Raw genomic sequence first — 20,554 nt, 5'->3', positions numbered from 1 at the left:
GGCCGGGCTGCAGGTCCACACGAATACTGCGACCAGGTATTGACCTCCTTCTTGGGGCTTGGCAACTATCGGCCTTGATCGCCGAAAGTTTCCAGGCATATAACCCAAATGGGAGGGATCATGCGAAGGTTCCCTGCGCTGGCCGGGGCGGTGCTGCTCGCCGCCACGGGCCTCACCGCACTGGTCGTACCGTCCGCGGCCGCCGCCACGGCCGCGACGGTGTCGATCGATGCCGGGTCGCCGCTGCGCACCATCGACGCGGCCGGGGTCGGCATGAACGTCGCGGTCTGGGACGCGCGGATGAACGACGCGTCGACGTCCACACAGCTGTCCGGGGCCGGCATCAAGGCCGTGCGCTACCCGGGCGGTGGCTACAGCGACGGCTACCACTGGCAGACGCACACGGTCGAGGGTGGCGGCTACGTCGCCGCCAACACCGAGTTCGACCCGTTCGTGGCGATGGTGAAGGCGGCCGGCGCGACCCCGATCATCACGGCCAACTACGGCTCGGGCACGCCGCAGGAGGCGGCCGACTGGGTGCGCTACGCGAACATCACCAAGGGCTACGGCATCAAGTACTGGGAGGTCGGCAACGAGCTGTACGGCAACGGCCTCTACGGCGCGACGTGGGAGACCGACAAGCACGACAGCAAGACGGCGACCACGTATGCCACCAACGTGCTGCAGTTCGTGACCGCGATGAAGGCCGTCGACCCGACGATCAAGATCGGGGCGGTGCTGACCACGCCCGGCGGCTGGCCGGACGGGATCGTCGGGCCGGGCGACACCCAGGACTGGAACCACACCGTGCTGTCGATCGCCGGCTCGAAGATCGACTTCGGGATCGTGCACCACTACCCCTACAGCACGAATGAAGCGGAGCTGCTCACCAAGCCGCAGGGCGAGATCCCGGGCATGATGAACGCCCTGAAGTCGATGGCGCCGAATCTCGCGATCGCGGTGACCGAGGCGAACTCCCAGTACGCGTTGAATACGTCGCCGTCCGGGCTGTACACCCCGGACATGTATTTGACGTGGATGGAGCAGGGCGCGTTCAACGTCGACTGGTGGGACCTGCGCAACGGCTCGGACTGCAGCAAGGTGACGACGATTCAGGGCGCCACCGACTACAACGACGGCGGCATGCTCTCCAGCGGCGCGTCCTGCGAGCCGCCGGCCAACACGCCGTTCCCGTCCTATTACGGCCTGCAGATGCTCGGCAAACTCGGCGGCCCCGGCGATCAGCTCATCAGGACGACGTCGTCCACGGCGCTGCTGTCGACCCACGCGGTGAAGAAATCGAACGGCGACGTCAGCGTCATGCTCATCAACAAGGATCCCGACAACGCCGCCACCGTCAACCTGGCCTACACCGGTTTCAGCCCGGCCGCCGGTGCGCCGACCGTCTCCTCCTACCTGAAGAACGCTTCGGCAATCGGTACGGCTACGACCGGCACCGCCACCGCGCAGACGGTTCCGGCGTACTCCATCGCCGTGCTCACCCTCCACAAAGGAACCACCACGTCGCCGAGTGTGAGCCCGAGCCGAAGCAGTGCGTCACCAAGCGCTCCGGCGGCCACCTGCAAAGTCACCTACACCAAGCAGGAGTGGCCGGGCGGCCTGGTCGCAACGGTGACGATCGCGAACACCGGTGGCGCGGCCATCAACGGCTGGACGCTCAAGTGGACGTTCCCCGGCGACACGACCGTCGGTCAGGCCTGGAACGCAGCCGTCACGCAGTCGGGGAAGAACGCGACCGCCGCCAATGCCTCCTACAACGCGAACATCCCGGCCGGCGGCAGCACCTCGTTCGGCTTCCAGGGATCGTGGACCAGCAACGACGCCAACCCGGCGGCATTCACCCTGAATGGCATCCCATGCACGGCCGCATGAACCCCGGACTGTCCCGCCGGCGGCTCCTCGCGGCCGCCGGCGCGGCCCTCGCCGCCCCGGTCGCACTGGCCGGCTGCGGGGACGCGCCCACGAACAACGGCCCCGGCACGACGGGTGCGGACGAGCTGAAGAAGGCGTTGCCCAACTACATTCCCAGCAAGGCGGTCACCGCCGACATCCCGCCGGTTTCCGGCGCCGGGGGAGCGGCGTCCGACCCCGCATTCCTGAGCTACCCCGCGAATCCGGTGGCGACGGTCGGCCGGACGCCGGGATCGGGCGGCACCTACGTGACCCGGACCCCGTTGTGGGGCTCGATCCCGCCGTCCAGTGGCAATGCGTACTACGACGCCGTCAACAAGGCGCTCGGCGCGACCCTGAAGCTGCAGCCGAGCGACGGCAACACCTATGTCGACGCGATTCCGGCGCTGTTCGCCTCCGGCAATCTGCCCGACTGGCTGCAGATTCCCGGCTGGGCCAACGCGAAGCTGAACCTGGGCGCGGCTCTGGACCGGTTCGTGGACCTGACGCCGCACCTGTCCGGCGGCAACATCACAAAATATCCGAACCTGGCCAACATCCCGTCCGCCGCCTGGCAGGCCGGTGTGTGGAACGGCAAACTCTACGGCCTTCCGTGCTTTCCCTCGGCGGGCGGATTCGGCGGGTACATCTACTACCGCAAGGACCTCGTCGAGGCCGCCGGCGCCAAGTCGGAGCTGACGTCCATCGATGACCTGTACGCGCTCGGCGGCCAGCTCACCAACGCCAACGCGGGACGATGGGCCTTCGACGACCTCTGGCCCTTCCTGAAGTTCCCCTTCGGCTTGTACGGCAAGTGGTCCGCGGACTCGAGCGGCAAACTGGTGAACCAGTACGAGACCGAGGCGATGCTGGAGGCACTGAACTTCGCCGCCAAAATCGCCGAGGCCGGCTACGTGCACCCTGATGCCTTGGCGAACAATACGCAGCAGGGGCAGCAGCGGTTCTGGAGCGGCAAGGTCGCCATTCAGGGCGGTGGGACCGGCGGCTGGGACGGTGACGATGCCAAGGGCGGAACGGCGGCGAATGGACAGTACAACCGCCAGGCCTTCAAGGTTTTCTCGGCCACGGGCGGGACGCCGGGCATCGAACTCAGCCCGGGTGCCGGCTGGTTCAGCTATCTCAACAAGAAGCTCTCCGAGGCGCAGGTCCGGGAATGCCTGGCCATCGCCGACTTCCTGGCCGCGCCGTACGGCTCCAAGGAGTATCTGCTGGTGAACTTCGGCGCCGACAGCGTCGACTTCACCACGACCGGCGGCAATCCCGTGCTCACCGGGAAAGGGCAGCAGGAGGTGGCGCAGGGGTATCAGTTCCTGGTCAGTCCGCCCGCCGTGACACTGGTCAAGAACGGGCTCACGCAGGTCGTCAAGGACTACGCGGCCTGGCAGGCGGACGCGGTCAAACACGCCGTCCGGCCGTTGTTCTACGGGATGAACATCGCCGAACCGCCGCAGTACGCATCGATCGAGCAGCAGGTCGAGGACACCATCAAGGACGTCCGGTTCGGCCGCAAACCGATCGACGCGTTCAAGTCCAGCGTGGACACCTGGCGCAAACAGGGCGGCGACCAGCTGCGCGCGTTCTACGACGACATCCGCGCCAAATACGGCACGGGACAATGACGAAGCTGCGGCGTGACTGGCCGTTGATTCTCATGACGGTGCCGGCGATCGGGCTGCTCCTCGTGTTCAGCTACACGCCGATGCTCGGCACCGTCATGGCCTTTCAGCAATACAGCGTCTACACCGGTTTCGCGCACAGCCCGTGGGTCGGGACGGCGAACTTCGAGCTCCTGCTCGGCGATCCGCTGTTCTGGTCCGCGGTGCGCAACACCCTCGTCATCAGCGCCGTCCAGCTGGTGCTGTACTTCCCGATCCCGATCGCCCTGGCCATCCTGCTGAACTCGATCCTTGGCCCGAGGGTTCGCGGATTCATCCAGTCGGTGGTCTACCTGCCGCACTTCTTCTCGTGGGTACTGGTCGTGACGATCTTCCAGCAGATGCTCGGCGGCGCGGGGGTGCTGAACGCGTTCCTGCGCCGCCACGAGCTCGGCGTGTGGAATGTCATGACCGACCCGGACACGTTCAAGTTTCTGGTCACCGCGCAGGCGGTGTGGAAGGAGGCCGGCTGGGGCATCATCGTGTTCCTCGCCGCCCTGGCCGCGATCGACCCGCAGCTCTATGAGGCGGCCGCGGCCGACGGGGCCGGGCGGTGGCGGCGGCTGTGGCACATCACGCTGCCGGGCCTGCGCGGTGTCATCGTGCTGATGCTGGTGCTGCGCCTCGGCAATGCGCTGACGGTCGGCTTCGAGCAGATGTTGATTCAGCGGGACATGGTGGGGCGGGACGCGGCCGAGGTGCTCGACACGTTCGCGTACTACTACGGCGTCGTCAACAACAACTTCAGCTACGGGGCGGCGGCCGGGCTGTTCAAGGGTGTGCTGTCGCTGCTGCTGATCCTGGCGGCCAATCGGCTCGCGCACTCCTTCGGCGAAGACGGGCTGTACCGGAAATGACGAGGCCTGTGTGGGCGGAAGCGCCGACCGTCGTGGGCCGGGCCGGCAAGGGTGCGGTGCTGACCGTCGTGCTGCTGGTGCTCGTGGTCCCGCTGTACTCGGTCGTGCTGACGAGCCTGTCCGACCAGGCGGCGATCAACCGGGCCGGCGGCATGGTCCTCATGCCCGCGGGTCTGACGATCGAGTCGTACCGGCAGATCTTCGGCAACGCGTTGATCATGCGCTCCATGGTGATCAGCGTCCTCGTCACGTTGATCGGCACATTGCTGTCAATGGTGACGACTGTCATGTGCGCCTACGGGCTGTCGCGCCGCGGCTCGTTCGCCCACCGCACGCTGCTCATGACGCTCATCGTCACGATGTTCTTCGGCGGCGGCATCATCCCGACGTTCATCGTCGTGTCGGCCCTCGGCGGCTACGACAGCTACTGGTCGCTGATCCTGCCCAGCGCGATCTCGGTGTTCAACATCGTCGTGATGCGCGGCTTCTTCATGAACACCGCCCAGGACCTCATCGACTCGGCCCGCCTCGACGGCGCGAACGAGTGGCGGGTGCTGTGGTCGATCGTGGTCCCGGTTTCGAAACCCGTCGTCGCCGTCATCACGCTGTTCTACGCGGTCGGATACTGGAATTCTTTCTTCAATGCGCTGCTGTACCTCCCCGACAACGGCAAGTGGCCGCTGCAGATGATCGTCTACACCTACACCCTGCTCGGCAGCCCCACCCCGGGCACCGGCATCACCAGCGGCCAGCTCGCCGGCCACCAGGCCCTGGCGCCGCTGTCCATCCAGATGGCGGTGGTGACGCTGACCCTGATCCCGATCCTGCTCGTCTACCCGTTCGTCCAGCGTCACTTCGTCAAGGGCATGCTGATCGGAGCAATCAAAGGATGACGTCGCCCACCAACCCTGTCCTGCCCGGCTTCCACCCGGACCCGAGCGTCTGCCGCGTCGGCGAGGACTACTACCTGGCCTGCTCCAGCTTCGAATACTTCCCCGGCATCCCGCTCTTCCACAGCCGGGACCTGGTGCACTGGACGCAGATCGGCAACGTCCTGGACCGCCCGAGCCAGCTGCACCTGCCGCCGGCGACCCGTGCGTCGGGCGGGATCTACGCGCCGACGTTGCGGTACCACGACGGGCGTTTCTGGCTGATCGTCACGAACGTCAGCGGCGGCGGCAACTTCATCGTCACCGCCACCGACCCGGCCGGCCCCTGGTCCGACCCGACCCCGCTGCCCGGCGTCCACGGCATTGACCCGGACCTGGCCTGGGACGACGAGGACGGCACCTGCTACTGCACCGTCGCCGGCGTCTCCCAGGTGCGCCTCGACCCGTACACCGGGCAGGCGATCGGTGAGCCATATCCGATCTGGTCCGGGTCGGCCGGAGCCAAAGCCCCGGAGGCGCCGCATTTGTACCGTCTGGGCGAACACTGGTACCTGCTGCTCGCGGAGGGCGGCACCGAGCGTGGCCACGCGGTGTCGATCGCGCGCGGCCCGACACCGGCCGGCCCGTTCGAGCCGTGCCCGCGCAACCCGATCCTCACCCACCGCAGCACGGACCATCCGATCCAGAACACCGGCCACGCCGACCTGGTGCAGGCCCCGGACGGCTCGTGGTGGATGGTCCTGCTGGGGGTGCGTCCGGGCGGCGGTACCCCCGGCTGGCACGTGCTGGGCCGGGAGACGTTCCTGGCCCCGGTCCGCTGGGACGACGACGGCTGGCCGGTGGTGGACCCGGTCCCGGTCGAGCTGCCGTCGCTCAACTGGCCGCTGCACCCCTCGGCCGAGCCGCCGGTCCGCGACGACTTCGACGCGGTCGAGCTGGATCCGCGCTGGATCTCACCGCGCGGCCGGACCGTCGACCAGGTGACGAACAAAGTTCGTCAAGGGTGGCTGACCCTCAGCTCGGCGTTCGTCGGCCGCCGTCAGCAGCATCACTCGTGCCGGGTCCGGACCAGGTTCGACGCGTCCGCGGGCACCGGCGGCCTGGCCGTCCGGCTCGACGACCGCCACCAGTACTCGATCGAGGCCACGGCCGGTTCGGTGACGGTGCACGTACACCTGGGAACGCTCCGCTCTGTCGTGACAACCCTGTCCGTCCCCGACGGCCCGGTCGTCCTGCGGATCGACGTGACCGCGACGACCGGCGACTGGGACCCGCTGGCCGGCCCGGACACCTTGACGTTCGGCATCGAGTTCTTCGACGGCACGTTCTGCGCGCTGGCCACCCTCGACGGCCGCTACCTGTCCACGGAGGTGGCGGGCGGCTTCACGGGCCGGGTGATCGGCCTCTACGCCACCGGCGGCACGGTCCACGCCGACTGGTTCGACTACGAGCCTCTATCCTGATCCGATGGAGGCTTCGCAGGCGGACCCGTCCACACCGGTCACGATCGCCTACATAGCCGAGTCGGCCGGCGTGTCGGTCCCGACCGTCTCCAAGGTCATCAACGGCCGCTCGGGTGTGGCCGCCGAAACCCGGGCCCGCGTCGAAGCCCTGATCAGCGAGTACGGCTACCGCAAGCCCACCCCGCCCAACCGCACCGACCTCATGGAGCTGGTCTTCGAGCGCCTCGAGCACATGTGGGGCACCGAGATCATCCACGGCGTCCAGCGGGTGGCCCGCCAGCACCACGTGGGCGTGGTCCTGTCCGAGTTCGGCCCCCAGGGCAGTGCGATCCGCTACTGGATCGACAGTGCCCTGGAGCGCCGCCCGGCCTGCGTGGTCACGGTCGCCCAGCTCAACCAGGAGCAACGCGACCAGCTCCGGGCCCGCGGCATCCCCTTCGTGGTGTTCGACCCGATGCGCGAACTTCCCGACGACGTCCCGTTCGTCGGCGCCACGAACTGGTCCGGCGGCCGCGCCGCCGCCCGCCACCTGGCCGACCTGGGCCACCGGCGGATCGCGATGGTCGGCGGCCCGGAGGGGGTCCTGTACTGCCGCGCCCGCCTGGACGGCTACCGCTCCGCCCTGGACGCCGCCGGCCTGCCCTACGACGCGGCCCTGGTCGCCTCGGCCGAGCTCACCCTGGAGGGCGGCCTGGCCGCGGCGGCCGACCTGCTCCGCCGCCCCGACCGCCCGACCGCGGTGTTCGCCGCCAACGACCTACAGGCCGTCGGCGTCTACAAGGCCGCCCGCGACCTGGGCCTGCGCATCCCGGCCGACCTGAGCGTGGTCGGCTTCGACGACCTGCCGGTGGCGACGTTGGTCGACCCGCCGCTGACGACCGTCCACCAGCCCCTGGCCGAGATGGCGGCGGCGGCGACGGAGATGGCCCTGGCGCTGGGCCGCGGCGAACGCCCGGCCCAGCTCGGGGTCGAGCTCGCCACGTCCCTGAAGATCCGCGAGAGCACCGCCCCGCCCCCGGCCTAGACCGCGGTGTGGCAGAGTCGCCCGGGTGAGCGATCGCATCGTCTTTCCGGGCAACCCGTGGCCCGCCGGGCACGCCGTTGCCGAGGTGGCGTGGCTGGGGCGGCTCGATCCCGCGGGCCGGCTCTGGTTCGACCTGCATCTCAACAGCGCCGAGTACTACGCCGAGGACCCCACTTACGGGGACGACGCCGACGACGAGGACGACGACGACAGCGGCGCCTGGGAGTCGAAGATCGTGTGGGGGAACTACCACGCCTGCACGCTCTCGTCGACGTTCTGGGGGCATCGGGGTTTCGTCGCGGCCACCGACGAACGGCCGCTGGCGCTGGACGGCCTGGCCGGGCGGGCGTTCCACGTCGATCGGGACCCCGACCGGCCGGACGCGGTGCCGCCCGGCGTGGCCGCCGCCGACATCGACCATGAGGACTCCGCGTTCGGGATCTACCTGCTGGGGCACGATGCGGTGGGCGACCACCGGATCACGTTCGGCCCGCGGCGGCAGCCCACGGTATTCGCCCTCGACTGGCAGGGACGGATCGCGCTGCGTTACATCAACCGCACGGCGCCGTTCGAGTACACCTTCCACGCGACCATCGACGCGGTCGCGCTGGAGCACATCGCGGTGCCGGCCTCGATGGACGACGGCGCGGCCGATGCGCTCCTGCACCGCGTGCTGGTCGACGCGGACCTGTTCGAGTTGGCCGGCGCGGGTGACGACCGGCGGTTCGTGGCCCGGTGATCCCGCCGCCGGACGGTTCAGCGCCGGTTGCCTCAGCGAATCGTCACGCCGCGGGCCTCCAGCCGGGTCGGCACCTCGGGGTCGTCGAGGCGGGCCAGGCTGACGTCCAAGGTCTGCAGGTGGGGGAGGGACTCGAGGACCGCGGCCTCGGTGCAGGTGCCGGTCAGGATCAGGTTCTGCAGGGCCGGGTGGGCGGTCAGCGGGGTCAGGCCGAGCGGCTCGGGGTGGTAGCCGTGGCCGTCGAGGCTCAAGGAGCGCAGGCCGGACAGCTGGTCGATGCCTTCCAGGGACGTCACGTTGTAGTCGTCCGACTCACCGCCCGTGTCGATGTCCAGGGCCTGCTCGATCACCATGTAGATCTCGTTGCCGCCGTCGAAGTCCAGGCTGTCGATCGCGGCGACGGCGGCCGCCGGGAGCGGGACCGCGTGCAGCAGGTCCAGGGATTCGTCCAGGCGGGGGCCGGGGCCGGGGTAGCCGTCATCCGGGCCGTCGGGGCCCGTTGACCCGACGATGGCCGTGATCCGGTCGGCCGGGATCTCGCCTCGGTCCAGCAGAGCGCCGAGCACGCCCAGGTGCAGGCCGCGGTCCGGGAAGACGATGGTCACGAGGCCGAACCTACCGGGCCGGGGCGGTCAGTGCGGGAAGACCCTCGGTGCGCGCGTGGCCACGCCGCTGTGGAAGTGCGCTATCTGGGCCTCGATCTCGCGGAACGTCCGGGTCTCCTCCAGGCGGTCCAGGTAGAGGCAGCGGCCGGCCAGCGCCATCAGGTCCACGGTGAAGTAGATGGCCATCAGCGGGTTCACGAACAGCGGCGAGCCGGCGACCTGGCGGATGAAGCCGGTGTCGCCCGAGTCACCGACCAGGGCGGCCGCGATCTGGCCGTTGACGATGCTCGGGCGTTGCGGTGTCGCGGCCTGCGCGGCGGCCACCGCGTCGCGATACAGCCGTGCCTCGCGGCTGTCGCTGGGGATGGACAGGGCGCCCAGGTAGCCGCCCTCGTGGTCCAGCGCCTCGAGGTTCTCGAGGACCTGGACGTGGTTCACGCCGTGGTAGGCGTCGATGCCGAAGCCCAGCGACGCCACCAGCTTGATCGGGACGTCCAGGCCGGCCACCGCGGCCAGGCTGCCGATGTCCTCGGCCGGGGTGCCCAGGCGGGACTCGTCGCCGCGGAGCAGGATGTCGGTGCCGCCGTCGACCAGGACGATCGCGTCCAGGTCCAGCGTGGAGACCAGCTCGCGATACGCGGCCCGCAAGGGCTGCACGCCGGTGCGGCGCAACGCGTACACCGTTGCCGGGCGGCCCTCGGCATCCAGCCAGTGCGCGAGGGTGAGCTCCGGGAAGTACGACACGTGCCGGGCCACGTCCGGCGTGACGGCGGCCACGTTCTCGTCCAGCCATCGGCCGTCCGGCACCAGCGTCAGCGGGGCGAAGGACAGGTTCGCCAGGTGCACCTCAGCCCCGCGGTCCCACAACGCCAACGCCAACGGCAGGGCGGCGTAGACGTCGAAGCCGCCGCCCGCGCCGGACAAGAGGATCCGGGTCGCCGGCTCCAGGGCCGCGAACAGTGGTGGCACGGCCAGCGAGTTGGGTGTCACGGTTGTCAGGGTCGCACAGTCGGCTCAGAATCCCTTGAATGGATCTACAGCTTCGAGCGGTGCGGCGGCGCGACGTCGACCGGCTCGTCGGGCTGCTGGAGCAGCTCGGGTATCCGACCACCGGCGCCGACGTGCACGAGCGGCTCGACTACCTGCTCGACGAACCCTCGATCCGGCTCATCGGGGCCGACGACGGTGGCGAACTGGTCGGGGTGGCGGCGCTCGGGGTGCTGCCGATGCTCGAGGTCACCGGGCGGCTCGGGCGGGTCCTGGCCCTGGTGGTCGACGAGCGGTATCGCAGCCTCGGCGTCGGGCAGGCGCTGGTCGCGGCGGCCGAGGAGCAGGCCCGGGCGGCCGGGTGCGTCAAGATGGAGATCACCAGCAGCCGGGACCGGACCCGGACGCAGCTGTTCTATCAGCAGCTCGGCTACACCGACATCTGCACCGCGAGCGCCCGCTTCGTCAAGCCGCTCACGGAAGCGTAGAAGCTACTACGCCGACTCGTTGACACAGCGTTTCGTCGAGTCTGTAAATTTCCCGGGTCACTTCCGGCGGCACTCGAACTTCGACCTCGTTTCGGCCCCGAACGACGGCGCCGCGGCCCGGATCGCTCCCTCCGCTGGCCCAGCTACCTGCGGCGGCGCGACCCGATCACGACCGCAACGGCCCGGCCGAGGCCACCTTCCGGATCACGGCCCGGGATATCACTTTTTCGCCGAGAGGATCCTCACTTTTGCTACCCGCCCCGCCCCGCGCAGCCTGCTAAGTATGGACGGATCTCATTACGTCGGTGTCGGCATCGCCGTCGACGCCGGTCGGCTGCTCATCCACGCCACCGACCGCTACGGCCGCACGCTGCTGCGGCACGCGACCAGCGCGCCGGCGACGCGGGTCGTCGACGAGCTGCGGGCGCGTGGCATCACCCCGGCGGCGATCGTCGTCGGCGTCCCCGGGGCCGCCGACGACGAGGTGCCCCTGGCGGCGATGCTGCGCGAAGCACTCGGCGGCGTGGTTCCCGTCGGCGTCGACAGCGCCGCCGGGCTCGCCGCCGCGGCCGAGCACGCCACCGGCGCTCACGGCGACGACCTCGTGTTCGTGTTCGGCGGGGCCGAGGTCGGGGCGGGCATCGTCACCGGCGGCCGCCGGGTCCGCGGCGCCGACGGCTACGCCGGGCAGATCGGGCACCTGCAGGTCGGCGCCAACTACGACCCGTGCGCGTGCGGCCGGACCGGCTGCTGGACCACCAAGGTCGGACCGGCCGCGGCCGGGGCGGCACAGACCCCCGGGCAGCGGGTGACGCTCGGGCGGTGGCTCGGGCACGGCGTCGCGATCCTGGAGGCGGTGTGCGACCCGGGCCGCATCGTGCTCGGCGGCTACTTCACCGCCCTCGCCCCCGACGTCCTCCCGGTGGCCCGCAAGGCCCTCGACCGACCCGACCGGCTGACAGTGTCGGTGCTGGACGAATACGCGGCCGCCCGCGGCGCGGCCGCAGCCTCACTCGCGCTCGTGCCGGTCGCCTGAGGTCGCGCCCGCGCTTGCGCTGGTGCTGGCCGGCTGATGCGGCGTCACGGTTGCCGGTGCTGGATGAGCATGCGGCGGCCCGCGGTGCGGCCGGAGCTGCGCCGGTGCTCGTGCCGGTGGGTTGCGGTTGGGTGACGATGCCGGTGGTCGCGGGGGTCGGCCGAAGTGCTGGTCCATGCCCGGGACCCTACCGAGGGGGTACGACAGTTTCCGGTGAGCGGGCGGGCCGTACGGTGTAGCAATCATGAGCAGCGGCCTCGATCACCTCGCCGTGTTCTACGACGGCCTCGCCGACCTGGCCCTGACGCTGCGGCGGTTCGCGGGTGCCCGGGTCGTGCTCGCGTGCGGGCCGGCTCAGAACCGGGTTCTCGCCGCGGTCCTGCCCGGGGCCGTCACCCGCCCCGCGGTCGTTCCGGGCACGCGGCCGGCGGGGGCGATCGCGGAGTACCGCAAGATCTGCCGGGACCGCGGCGCCGACGGTGAGCGGCTCGTCATCGTCGGGCAGCCCCGCTACAGCCGCACCGCCGCCGACTGGCGCAACACCGGCATCTTCGAGGCGGCGTGCAACGTCACCCTCGCCCGGCGGCCGGTCACCGTGGTCTGCGCCTACCCGGCCGACTGCCCACCGGCGATCCGGGAGCAGGTCCTGCGCGCCCACCCGCACCTGCTCACCGCCGACGGCCCGGCGGCCAACGCCGAGTGCCGCGACCCCGAGATCCTGCTCGGTCTGCTCTCACCTTCCGTGCCGTGGCCGGCCCCCGGCGGCGCATCCCTGCTGCGGGTCAGCCGCTCGACCGGCCTGCACGACCTCAGCGACATCCGCTCCGCCCTGAGCGCCGCGCTCCTGCACCTGCCGACGCTCACCCGGGCCGACTTCGTCGCTGCGGTCAACGAGCTGCTGACCAACGCCTACCAGCACGGCGAGCCGCCGCTGGACCTGGCCCTGTGGTCCGACCGGGGTCACGTCGATTGCCGCATCACCGACCGTGGCCGTGGCCTCACCGATGCCCTCGCCGGTTACCGCCCCGACGAACCCACCAATCCGGCCCGCGCCGGCTTCGGCCTGTGGCTGGCCCGGCAGGCCAGTGACCGTATCGACATGTGGCGCGACCAGGACGGCTTCACGGTCCGGGCGGTCACCGCGGTGCCGACGACCAAGGTCCTGCCCACGAGTGGGGCCCGCGCGCGGGCGGAGGCGGCCCGAACCCGCCTCGTTCGCATCAACCGCCGGTTCGGCCTGGCGGGTTAGCACCAAAGCACAGAACGAGCGGGTCAGCACAGAAACCGAGCGGGCGGGTCAGCACAGCAACCGAGCGGGCGGTTCAGCACAGGAACCCAGCGGATTAGCACGGGCCCGCGCGGGTATAGGCGGACATGGCTGGACCCCGCGAGAGCGACAGCAACAGCAACAGTGAGCGCCGCTGGTTCGCCGAGCCCACAGCACCGGTCACGTGGCGGTACGTCACCGGCCTGGTCGTCGCCCAGCTCGTCTTCTACATCGCCCTGCTCGGCCCGGCGATCGTCGGGATCGGCATCAAGGTGCAGCAGATCGTGCCGGACGAGCAGAAGACGTCGGCGCTGGGGACGGTGGCCGGGTTCGGTGCGCTGTTCGCCGTGGTCGGCAACGTCGTGTGCGGGCGGCTCTCGGACCGGACCACGTCGCGGTTCGGCCGGCGGCGACCGTGGATTGTCGGCGGTACCATCGCGATGACCTTAGCTCTTCTGATCATGGCGGTGGGCAGCTCCGTCGCGGTCGTCACGGCCGGCTGGTGCCTGGCGCAGCTCGGCGCCAACGCGACCCTGGCGCCGTTCGTCGCCACGATCGCCGACCAGGTCCCGCGGCTGCAGCGGGGGAGTGTGTCGGCGCTGCTCGGCATCGCCCAGAACGTCGGCGTGCTCGGCGGCACGTACGTCGCGCAGGTGTTCCAGCACCACGTGGTGATCATGTTCGTGGGGCCGGCGGTCCTGTCGATCGGCGCCATGCTGCTCTTCGCGATCATCCTGCCCGACCAGCGGCTGCCCGTGCGCCCGCCGCGGATGAGCGGGCGGGAGTGGGTGTCGACGTTCTGGCTGAACCCGCGGACGCACCCCGACTTCGCGTTCGCGTGGTGGTCGCGGTTCCTGATCGTCCTGGCCACCTACATGTTCACCACGTTCCGGCTGTTCTTCCTGCAGGACCGGCTCAACCTGACCGCGGATGCCGCGCCGGCCGCGGTGACGATCGGCGTGCTGGTGTACACCATCGCGCTCATCGCCTCGGGCTGGGTCGCCGGGAAGATCTCGGACCGCACCGGCCGCCGCAAGTTCCTGGTCGCGAGCTCGACGCTGCTGTTCGGCGTCGGCACGGTGGCGCTCGCCCACGTCCGGACGGTCGGCCAGTTCTACCTGGTCGAGGCCCTGATGGGGTTCGCCTTCGGCGTCTACGTCGGCGTCGACCTGGCCCTCGTCGTCGACGTGCTGCCCAACCCCGACGACTCCGGCAAGGACCTCGGCGTGTTCAACATCGCGAACGCCCTGCCGCAGACCGCCGCCCCGCTGATCGGCGCCGCGCTGCTCTCGGTCGGCAGCCCGACGAACCAGAACTACCCGCTGCTCCTGTACTGCGCCGGGGCCGCCGCGCTCCTGGGCGCCCTCGTGGTCCTGCCGATCAAGAAGGTCCGTTGACTCGTTGCACCAATTGACTGGAACCGTCTTCGCACTTGCTCGAACGAGTTTGTGAGGCCACTGTGATTCGGTGGAGCGTGGTTCCATGACAACAGCCGCTGCACAGACGACAACCGCTGCACAGACGACAACCGCGGCCCAGCTCGCCCGCGACCTGCTCAACGCACTCAACGACGGCGACGTCGCCCGCATCGGTCCGCTCGTCGCCGCCGACTTCGTCGACCACGGCGCTCCGCCCTGGGCCCCGAAGGGCCGCGACGGCTACCTGCAGATCGCCGGCTTCCTGGTCGGCGTGCTACGGCTGCGATACGAGGTGCACGAGGTCGTCACGGCGGGTGACCTCGTCGCGCTGCGCACGACCGTCCACGGCCTCCACAACAGCGATCACCTCGGCTTCCCGGCGACCGGCCGCCCATACGCGATGCCGGCCATGCACATGTACCGCGAGCGCGACGGCGTCCTGACCGAGCACTGGGGCGTCCGCGACGAGCTCGCCGCCCTGTGGCAGGTCGGCGCGCTCCCGGCTCCGGCCCCGGTCGCACTGCCCCCGGCGGTGTGATGCCGGCGCGGCGCTACTCCAGCGAGGTCCGGGCGGAGCAGCGCCGCGCCACCCGTCAGCGCATCCTCGACGCCGCCCGGGACATGTTGCTGCACCGCGGCTACACGGGCGCGACGATCGAGGCGATCGCGGCCCGGGCCGGGGTGAGCGTGCAGTCCATCTACAACACGATCGGGGGCAAGGCCGCCGTCCTCAAGGCCGTCTACGACACGCTGCTGGCCGGCGACGACGAACCGATCCCGATCATGCGGCGCCCGGCGGTGGCCGCGATGCGCGCCGCCGCCGACCCGCGCGAATTTCTCGCCCGCTACGCCCGCCTCGGCCGTGACCTCTACGAACGGGCCGGCCCGCTCCTGCCGATCATGCTGGCCGAAGGCGGGGCGGGCGACCCCGCGGTGCGCGAGTTCACCGACACGATCGAACAAGAGCGCGCCGATGGTACGGCCGGGATCGCCGCCCTGCTCCACGAGCGCTTCGGCCTCAGGGACGGCGTCACCGTCACCGACGCCGCCGACATCCTGTGGACCCTGACCGCCCCCGACCTGGTCCTGCGGCTCGTGCACCGCCGCGGCTGGCCCCTGGCCAAGTTCGAGGCCTGGCAGGCCGCCGCGATGGCCGACGCGCTGCTCAGACGTTGACCGCGAGCAAGACCGGGGCGGTGCACGGCCGGAACCCGTCCGCCGACCGGGAGGCGGCGGCACCGGCGCAGCCGTAGCCCACCACCACTCGCGGTGCCGCGGCGTCGTCGGCGGCCGAGGAGAACGACGGCGGCCCCGGCACCTGCCAGCGGATCTCACGCGTGCGCGGGTCCGCCCCGACCAGGCCGGGCCCGCCGCGCACGGTGCCGGTGTCGAGGCTCACGCCGTCGAGCACCGACCAGCCCTTGATCCCGGCCGTCCCGAACGCCTCGCTCTGCGCACCGGTCCGGGCCGCGACCGCCCGGACCTGGTTGTCGTTCTCCGCCTCGACGTAGACCACCTCGGCGACGGCGTCGATCTCGCGGAGCTGCTGCGCGTACGGCTTGTCGGCGGCGCGGACCCGCCCGGTCACGACCCGCCACAGCACGGTGCCGTCGACGGTGGAGATCGCGGCCGCGCTGTCGTCGGAGGTGGCCAGGAGTACGCCGGGCAGGCCGTCGTAGGGGGAGGTGAAGCTGTGCCCGATCCACAGCCGGCCGTTGGCGCCGACCGGCGCCGACAGCCGGACCCGGGTCAGCGCACCGGTGGCCAGGTCGAGCCGCTGGAGCTGCTCGAGGCGGCCGGTGCCGAACTCGTCCAGGAACAGGGCCGGTCCGTCGCCGTGGTAGCCGGCGAACGCGGTCACCGCGGTCGCCCACCGCCGCTGCCCGGTGGCGAGGTCGACGGCGCTCACCTCGCCGGCGAGTGACAGCCAGACCGCCCGGTCGCCGGCCAGGCCGAACGCGCCGGCCGTGGCGATGTTGCCGGTGGAGTGCGGATACGGCGCGTCCCAGCCGCCGATCGCCCGACCGTCGGCCGCGGCGACGACGCCCGCCCGGTCGGGCCGGTCCTTGTCACCGGCCGCGACGACCATGACGTGCTGGGCGTCGGCGAAGAGCAGGCAGTAGTCCCCGATGTGGTCGAACGGCACCGCGGCCGTCCACCGGAGCCGGCCGGTCGCGGCGTCGTAGGCGAGCAGCCGGTCGCCGGCCCACAGGTAGTACGCGGCACCGACCTTGCGGCTGCACCCGGGCGCGACCCGGAACTCGCCGGTCCCGGCCGGGAACACGAACCGGCCGTTGTCCACGAACGCCCCGGGCAGCGGCACCGACCAGCGGATCGTCCCGCGGGTGTCGCAGGCGTCGGCGCAGAGGCGCTCCGCCGTCGGATACGGCGACGGCCCCGAAGCGGCGGGCGGGGCCGGATCGGAGCGCCGCAGCGCGACCACGACCACGACCGCCGCCACCGCGACCAGCGCGGCCGCGAGCACAGCGAACCAACGCCCCCGTCCGGCTCTCATGCGCGCAGCGTATCGGTGGGCGTCGAACCGGTACGAACGGGTCCAGGCACGCACGACTCGGTCCCATATGCGCACAGTTCGTTGCCGAAGCGCTTCTCTCTGTGATGATGGGATGCGTGGATCACGCACCGACCCCCGGCGAGCGGGCCAACGTCCTCCAGGACCACGCCTCCCGAGCCCGTCGCCGCGCGCGGGCCGGCGCGATGGCGGCCGAGCGGGCCGCGCGGATCGCCCTCGCCGCCGAAACGGCCGCCCGCGAGGCCCGGGACCGGGTGCTGCGGCTCGGGGCTCCGGTCGATCCGCTATAGCGGAGACATTCCGCTATAGTCGACGCCGTGGATGCACTCGTGGTGCGGCTCGGCGGGCGACTGCGTGCGCTGCGGCAGGCGCGCGGGCTCGGCCTGGAGGTGCTCGCCGAGGCCAGCGGGGTCAGCCGCAGCATGATCTCCGACATCGAGCGCGGCACCCGGTCGCCGACCGTGCTGGTGCTGGCCCGCCTCGCGACCGCGCTCGGCACCACCGTGTCCCGGCTGCTCGGCGAGGACGAGCCGGCCCGGGTGATCGAACTGCCCCGGGGCCGCCAGCACGCCATCGATCACCCCGCCGGGTGGCAGCGGCGCATCCTGTCCCCGGCGCTGCCGGGCGTGGAGTTCGAGCTCATCCGCACGCGCGTGGACGCCGGAGCCGTCATCGGCACCTTCGCCGCGCACGCTCCCGGCTCGCGCGAGTACGTCGCGGTCGAGTCCGGCGCGCTGACCGTGACCCTGGACGGCATCGAGCACCACCTCGGCGATGGCGACGCCCTGTATTACGCGGGCGACTGCGAACACGCCTTCGCCAACCCCGGCGACACCGAATGTGTCTACTACACCGCCATGTCCGTCATCGGCCCCCACCAGGAGCGCGTGTGAGCATCGCCCAGCTCGACCCGGCCGGACTCCCGGCCCCGACCGGCAACTACACCCACGGCACCCTCGTCACCGGCGCCCAGCGGACCGTGTTCGTCAGCGGCCAGGTCCCGTGGGCCGGGCCCGAAGGCCCGCCCCCCGCTGACTTCGAGACCCTGTGCCGGGTGGTCTGGGCCAATATCGCAGCGGTACTCGCTGAGGCCGGTCTGACCCTGCGACACCTCGCGAAGATCACGACCTACCTCGCCGACCGCCGATACCGCGAGGCGAACAGCCGCATCCGCGCCGAGGTGCTGGGCGGGCACCGCCCGGCCGTCACGATCATCATCTGCGACATCTACTCCGAGGACTGGCTCCTGGAGATCGAGGCCGTGGCGATGGCCTGATCAGCCGGGCGCCGACCCGGCCGCCGTGGCCTTCGCGGCCGGAGCCGGGGCCGGTGGTGCGACCGGCTCGGGCGTGCCCCGGGTGAGCCGCCGGGTGCCGGGGATGAACAGCTGGGACAGGGCCGCGCCGAAGAGGACGGCCGCGCAGACGGTGAGGACCCGGTTGGTCCCGTAGGCCTGGGCCAGGGGGCCGGCCAGGACGTTGCCGATCGGCATGGCGATGAACGAGGTCAGGGTGTCCCATGAGCCGACCCGGCCGAGGGCGCGGTGCGGCACGTTGTCCTGGATGGCGGTCTCCCAGCAGACGTCGAAGTAGATCAGGCCGGCGTAGCCGACGACCGCACCGGCCAGGACGGCGACGAGCTCGGCGGGCCAGACGTAGGCCAGGGCCCACAGCGGCATCAGCATCAGGGTCAGCCAGCCGGCCCGCAGCAGGCGCCGGGGCCGGAGCCGCATCGCGACGGCCGCGCCGATCACCCCGCCGAGTCCTTCCGCGGAGGCGATGAAGCCGGCCGACGCGGCACCGCCGAGGCGCTCGATGGCGACGACCTGCACCAGGACGAGGATGACGCCGTTGGCGATGTGGTAGACCGTGGCCCCGAACAGGCCGCCGACCAGCCAGTCGCGGCTGCTGATCTCACGCCAGCCGTCGGCCAGCTCGCGCAGCATCGGCTCGCGCGGGCCCCGCTCGGCGCGCACGCGCAGCAGCAGCGCGGCGGCCATCGAGGCGAGGAAGCTGGCCGCGTTGACGGCGAAGCCGGCCGGTGCGCCGAGGGCGGCGACGGTCAGGCCGCCGAGCGCGGGGCCGGCCACGGTGCTGCCGGTCTGCAGCATGCTCAGCGTCGCGTTGGCCGCCGGTCGCCGCTCGGCCGGGACGAGCAGCGGCTTGAGGGCGGTCATCGCCGGGCTGAAGAAGCTGCCGGCTCCGGCCGTGACCGCGGCCAGGGCGCCGAGCAGGAGCAGGTGATAGCCGCCGGTGGCGAACATGACGGCCATCGCGGCCGCGCCGAGCAGGCGGACCAGGTCGGAGCCGACCATGACCCGCTGGGGCTGCAGCCGGTCGGCCCAGACGCCGCCGAACAGCGTGCACACCAGCATGGCCGTGACCGAGCAGGCCATGACCACGCCGAGGTCGCGGGCGCCGCCACCGGCCCGGACGACGGCGACCGCGAGCGCCACCGTCTGGAAGCCGTTGCCGACCCAGGAGAGGGTCTGGCCGGCGGCGAGCAGCTTGAAGTCGGAGATCCGGGTCATGGACCGGGACGTTAGTTCACCGTCGAACTATTCACAATCTAATAATCAGACGGTGGCATACTGGCGGCATGAGCGAGGCGCGCGACGACGTCGACCACCACGTGGCCCGGTGGGCGGCGTTCTGGAAGGACGACCCGGCGTTCGCCCCGGAGGTCGAGGGCGCCCTGGTCCGGATGGGCCAGATCCTGCGGCACATCAAGCGGGTCGACGCGGCGGCGTTCGCGGACGCCGAGGACTTCACCCTTGAGGACTACCGGACGCTGCACGCGCTGATGGTGCAGCCCTACCCGACCGAGGCCAGCCCGGCCCAGCTGGCCGACGCCACCCACGTGACCCGGGCCGCGATGACGAGCCGCCTCGACCGCCTGGTCGCCGCCGGCCTCGTGCACCGCGAGGTCGACCCGGCCGACCGCCGCCGGGTGATCATCCGCCCGACCGCCGACGGCCGGGCCGCCTGGAACAAGCACATCTTCGAGGGCATGGCCCGCGACCAGCAGGTGCTGCGCGCCCTCACGCCGCAAGACCTGGCCCAGCTCAACGCCCTGCTGCGCAAGGTGATGCTGTCACTGGACTGATGCGGACACCCGGTAGGCCAGCAGCACGTTGCCGCCGCTGGTGCCGCGCACCTCGAGGAGCTCCAGCCGCCGCAGCGCGTCCGGGTGGTCGAACAGCTTCCGGCCGCCGTGCGCCAGTGCGGGCGCGACGACCAGCCGCAGCTCGTCGACCAGCCCGGCCGCGAGCAGCGACTGCGCGAGCGCGATGCTGCCGTGGATCCCGATGTCACCACCGTCCCCCGCCTTGAGCGCGGCGACGTAGTCGGCCGCCGGCCCGTCGACGAACACGGTGTTGGACCACTCGGTCGCGGGCTGGTCCGCGGTGAACACGTGCTTGGTCGTGCCGTTGATGAACCCGGCGAACGGCTCGACGTCGGAGTCGGCCAGTAGCCGGCCCAGTAGTCGTAGGTACCCCGGCCGAGCAGCACGGCGTCCTGGGTCCCGATGACGCGGGCGAGGTTGTCGAACACTCCCTCGTCGGCGTCGAACATCCAGTTGCCGGGCTCCTCGGCGACACCGTCGAGGGACATCAGCGAGTAGAGCACCACGTTTCGCATCCCCCGACCTTAGGGCGTA

General features: G+C 71.1%; 21 protein-coding genes and 1 pseudogene. 17 read left to right on the top strand and 5 right to left on the bottom strand.

Translation table 11 applies throughout. The annotated features are described in order from the left end of the window. Nucleotides 1–120: 120 nt before the first annotated feature. The 7 genes from ACIA8L_RS47575 to ACIA8L_RS47545 are packed head-to-tail and all read left to right on the top strand — an operon-like array spanning nucleotide 121 to nucleotide 8,560. Nucleotides 121–1,893, top strand: a complete 1,773-nt coding sequence (locus ACIA8L_RS47575; RefSeq protein ID WP_395915518.1) for a cellulose binding domain-containing protein — start codon at nucleotides 121–123, stop codon at nucleotides 1,891–1,893. Continuing rightward, nucleotides 1,890–3,551, top strand: a complete 1,662-nt coding sequence (locus ACIA8L_RS47570; RefSeq protein ID WP_395915517.1) for an extracellular solute-binding protein — start codon at nucleotides 1,890–1,892, stop codon at nucleotides 3,549–3,551. The genes ACIA8L_RS47575 and ACIA8L_RS47570 overlap by 4 nt, the downstream gene beginning before the upstream one ends. Further along, a complete protein-coding gene (locus ACIA8L_RS47565) occupies nucleotides 3,548–4,444 on the top strand; it encodes an ABC transporter permease (RefSeq protein WP_395915515.1) in 897 nt (298 codons plus the stop codon). The genes ACIA8L_RS47570 and ACIA8L_RS47565 overlap by 4 nt, the downstream gene beginning before the upstream one ends. Beyond that, nucleotides 4,441–5,337 (top strand): carbohydrate ABC transporter permease, encoded by an 897-nt coding sequence (locus ACIA8L_RS47560; protein ID WP_395915513.1) that lies wholly within the window; start codon nucleotides 4,441–4,443, stop codon nucleotides 5,335–5,337. Before ACIA8L_RS47565 ends, ACIA8L_RS47560 begins: the two co-directional genes overlap by 4 nt. Then, nucleotides 5,334–6,797 (top strand): glycoside hydrolase family 43 protein, encoded by a 1,464-nt coding sequence (locus ACIA8L_RS47555; protein ID WP_395915511.1) that lies wholly within the window; start codon nucleotides 5,334–5,336, stop codon nucleotides 6,795–6,797. The genes ACIA8L_RS47560 and ACIA8L_RS47555 overlap by 4 nt, the downstream gene beginning before the upstream one ends. Before the next feature lie 4 nt (nucleotides 6,798–6,801). Beyond that, the gene (locus ACIA8L_RS47550; protein WP_395915509.1) at nucleotides 6,802–7,821 is read left to right on the top strand and encodes a LacI family DNA-binding transcriptional regulator; all 1,020 of its coding nucleotides are present in this window, start codon (nucleotides 6,802–6,804) and stop codon (nucleotides 7,819–7,821) included. Nucleotides 7,822–7,846: 25 nt separating this feature from the next. Continuing rightward, entirely contained in the window at nucleotides 7,847–8,560 is a 714-nt protein-coding gene (locus ACIA8L_RS47545; RefSeq protein WP_395915507.1) for a hypothetical protein, read from the top strand. A 32-nt stretch (nucleotides 8,561–8,592) separates the two neighbouring features. Here the strand turns inward: ACIA8L_RS47545 and ACIA8L_RS47540 are convergent, their stop codons facing one another. Both ACIA8L_RS47540 and ACIA8L_RS47535 read right to left on the bottom strand, forming a co-directional pair. Beyond that, nucleotides 8,593–9,165, bottom strand: coding sequence for a DUF6892 domain-containing protein (locus ACIA8L_RS47540; RefSeq protein WP_395915505.1), 573 nt, complete (start codon nucleotides 9,163–9,165; stop codon nucleotides 8,593–8,595). A gap of 27 nt (nucleotides 9,166–9,192) precedes the next feature. Then, nucleotides 9,193–10,155 (bottom strand): DUF1152 domain-containing protein, encoded by a 963-nt coding sequence (locus ACIA8L_RS47535; RefSeq protein WP_395915504.1) that lies wholly within the window; start codon nucleotides 10,153–10,155, stop codon nucleotides 9,193–9,195. A gap of 38 nt (nucleotides 10,156–10,193) precedes the next feature. On the opposite strand from ACIA8L_RS47535, the gene ACIA8L_RS47530 reads away from it, so the two are divergent. The 6 genes from ACIA8L_RS47530 to ACIA8L_RS47505 all read left to right on the top strand — a co-directional run bounded on the left by ACIA8L_RS47530 (nucleotide 10,194) and on the right by ACIA8L_RS47505 (nucleotide 15,537). Further along, complete coding sequence (locus tag ACIA8L_RS47530; protein ID WP_395915502.1) at nucleotides 10,194–10,640, top strand: GNAT family N-acetyltransferase; 447 nt, start codon at nucleotides 10,194–10,196, stop codon at nucleotides 10,638–10,640. A gap of 283 nt (nucleotides 10,641–10,923) precedes the next feature. Further along, a complete protein-coding gene (locus ACIA8L_RS47525) occupies nucleotides 10,924–11,676 on the top strand; it encodes an ROK family protein (protein WP_395915501.1) in 753 nt (250 codons plus the stop codon). Nucleotides 11,677–11,920: 244 nt separating this feature from the next. Further along, a complete protein-coding gene (locus ACIA8L_RS47520; protein WP_395915499.1) occupies nucleotides 11,921–12,925 on the top strand; it encodes an ATP-binding protein in 1,005 nt (334 codons plus the stop codon). Between the two features lie 125 nt (nucleotides 12,926–13,050). Continuing rightward, nucleotides 13,051–14,340 carry an MFS transporter gene (locus ACIA8L_RS47515; protein ID WP_395915498.1) on the top strand — a complete coding sequence of 430 codons (1,290 nt, stop codon included), beginning with the start codon at nucleotides 13,051–13,053 and terminating at the stop codon, nucleotides 14,338–14,340. Nucleotides 14,341–14,425: 85 nt separating this feature from the next. Further along, nucleotides 14,426–14,899 carry an ester cyclase gene (locus tag ACIA8L_RS47510; RefSeq protein WP_395915496.1) on the top strand — a complete coding sequence of 158 codons (474 nt, stop codon included), beginning with the start codon at nucleotides 14,426–14,428 and terminating at the stop codon, nucleotides 14,897–14,899. Beyond that, nucleotides 14,899–15,537, top strand: coding sequence for a TetR/AcrR family transcriptional regulator (locus ACIA8L_RS47505; protein ID WP_395915494.1), 639 nt, complete (start codon nucleotides 14,899–14,901; stop codon nucleotides 15,535–15,537). The genes ACIA8L_RS47510 and ACIA8L_RS47505 overlap by 1 nt, the downstream gene beginning before the upstream one ends. Here ACIA8L_RS47505 and ACIA8L_RS47500 read toward each other — a convergent pair. Next, a complete protein-coding gene (locus tag ACIA8L_RS47500; RefSeq protein ID WP_395915492.1) occupies nucleotides 15,527–16,876 on the bottom strand; it encodes a PQQ-binding-like beta-propeller repeat protein in 1,350 nt (449 codons plus the stop codon). The genes ACIA8L_RS47505 and ACIA8L_RS47500 overlap by 11 nt on opposite strands. A 116-nt stretch (nucleotides 16,877–16,992) precedes the next feature. Between ACIA8L_RS47500 and ACIA8L_RS47495 the strand changes: the two genes are divergently transcribed. From ACIA8L_RS47495 to ACIA8L_RS47485, 3 genes are read left to right on the top strand one after another with little or no spacing between them, the layout of a single operon-like run. Continuing rightward, nucleotides 16,993–17,184 carry a hypothetical protein gene (locus tag ACIA8L_RS47495; RefSeq protein WP_395915490.1) on the top strand — a complete coding sequence of 64 codons (192 nt, stop codon included), beginning with the start codon at nucleotides 16,993–16,995 and terminating at the stop codon, nucleotides 17,182–17,184. 27 nt (nucleotides 17,185–17,211) lie between these two features. Then, the gene (locus ACIA8L_RS47490; RefSeq protein ID WP_395915488.1) at nucleotides 17,212–17,787 is read left to right on the top strand and encodes a helix-turn-helix domain-containing protein; all 576 of its coding nucleotides are present in this window, start codon (nucleotides 17,212–17,214) and stop codon (nucleotides 17,785–17,787) included. Further along, entirely contained in the window at nucleotides 17,784–18,170 is a 387-nt protein-coding gene (locus ACIA8L_RS47485; protein WP_395915486.1) for a RidA family protein, read from the top strand. Before ACIA8L_RS47490 ends, ACIA8L_RS47485 begins: the two co-directional genes overlap by 4 nt. Here the strand turns inward: ACIA8L_RS47485 and ACIA8L_RS47480 are convergent, their stop codons facing one another. Next, nucleotides 18,171–19,424, bottom strand: coding sequence for an MFS transporter (locus ACIA8L_RS47480; protein ID WP_395915485.1), 1,254 nt, complete (start codon nucleotides 19,422–19,424; stop codon nucleotides 18,171–18,173). It abuts the gene before it with no gap. Nucleotides 19,425–19,492: 68 nt separating this feature from the next. Here ACIA8L_RS47480 and ACIA8L_RS47475 point away from each other — a divergent pair, with 68 nt between their 5' ends. Continuing rightward, nucleotides 19,493–19,999 carry a MarR family winged helix-turn-helix transcriptional regulator gene (locus ACIA8L_RS47475; RefSeq protein WP_395915483.1) on the top strand — a complete coding sequence of 169 codons (507 nt, stop codon included), beginning with the start codon at nucleotides 19,493–19,495 and terminating at the stop codon, nucleotides 19,997–19,999. On the opposite strand, the pseudogene ACIA8L_RS47470 reads toward ACIA8L_RS47475, so the two are convergent. Then, nucleotides 19,988–20,535, bottom strand: a pseudogene (locus ACIA8L_RS47470) (dihydrofolate reductase family protein). The gene ACIA8L_RS47475 and the pseudogene ACIA8L_RS47470 overlap by 12 nt on opposite strands. Nucleotides 20,536–20,554 lie beyond the last annotated feature (19 nt).

This window comes from Dactylosporangium sp. NPDC051541 (assembly GCF_044454505.1).
Classification (GTDB): domain Bacteria; phylum Actinomycetota; class Actinomycetes; order Mycobacteriales; family Micromonosporaceae; genus Dactylosporangium.
Note: the sequence above shows the minus strand (reverse complement) of the source record. Positions and strands in the feature narration are given on the sequence as shown.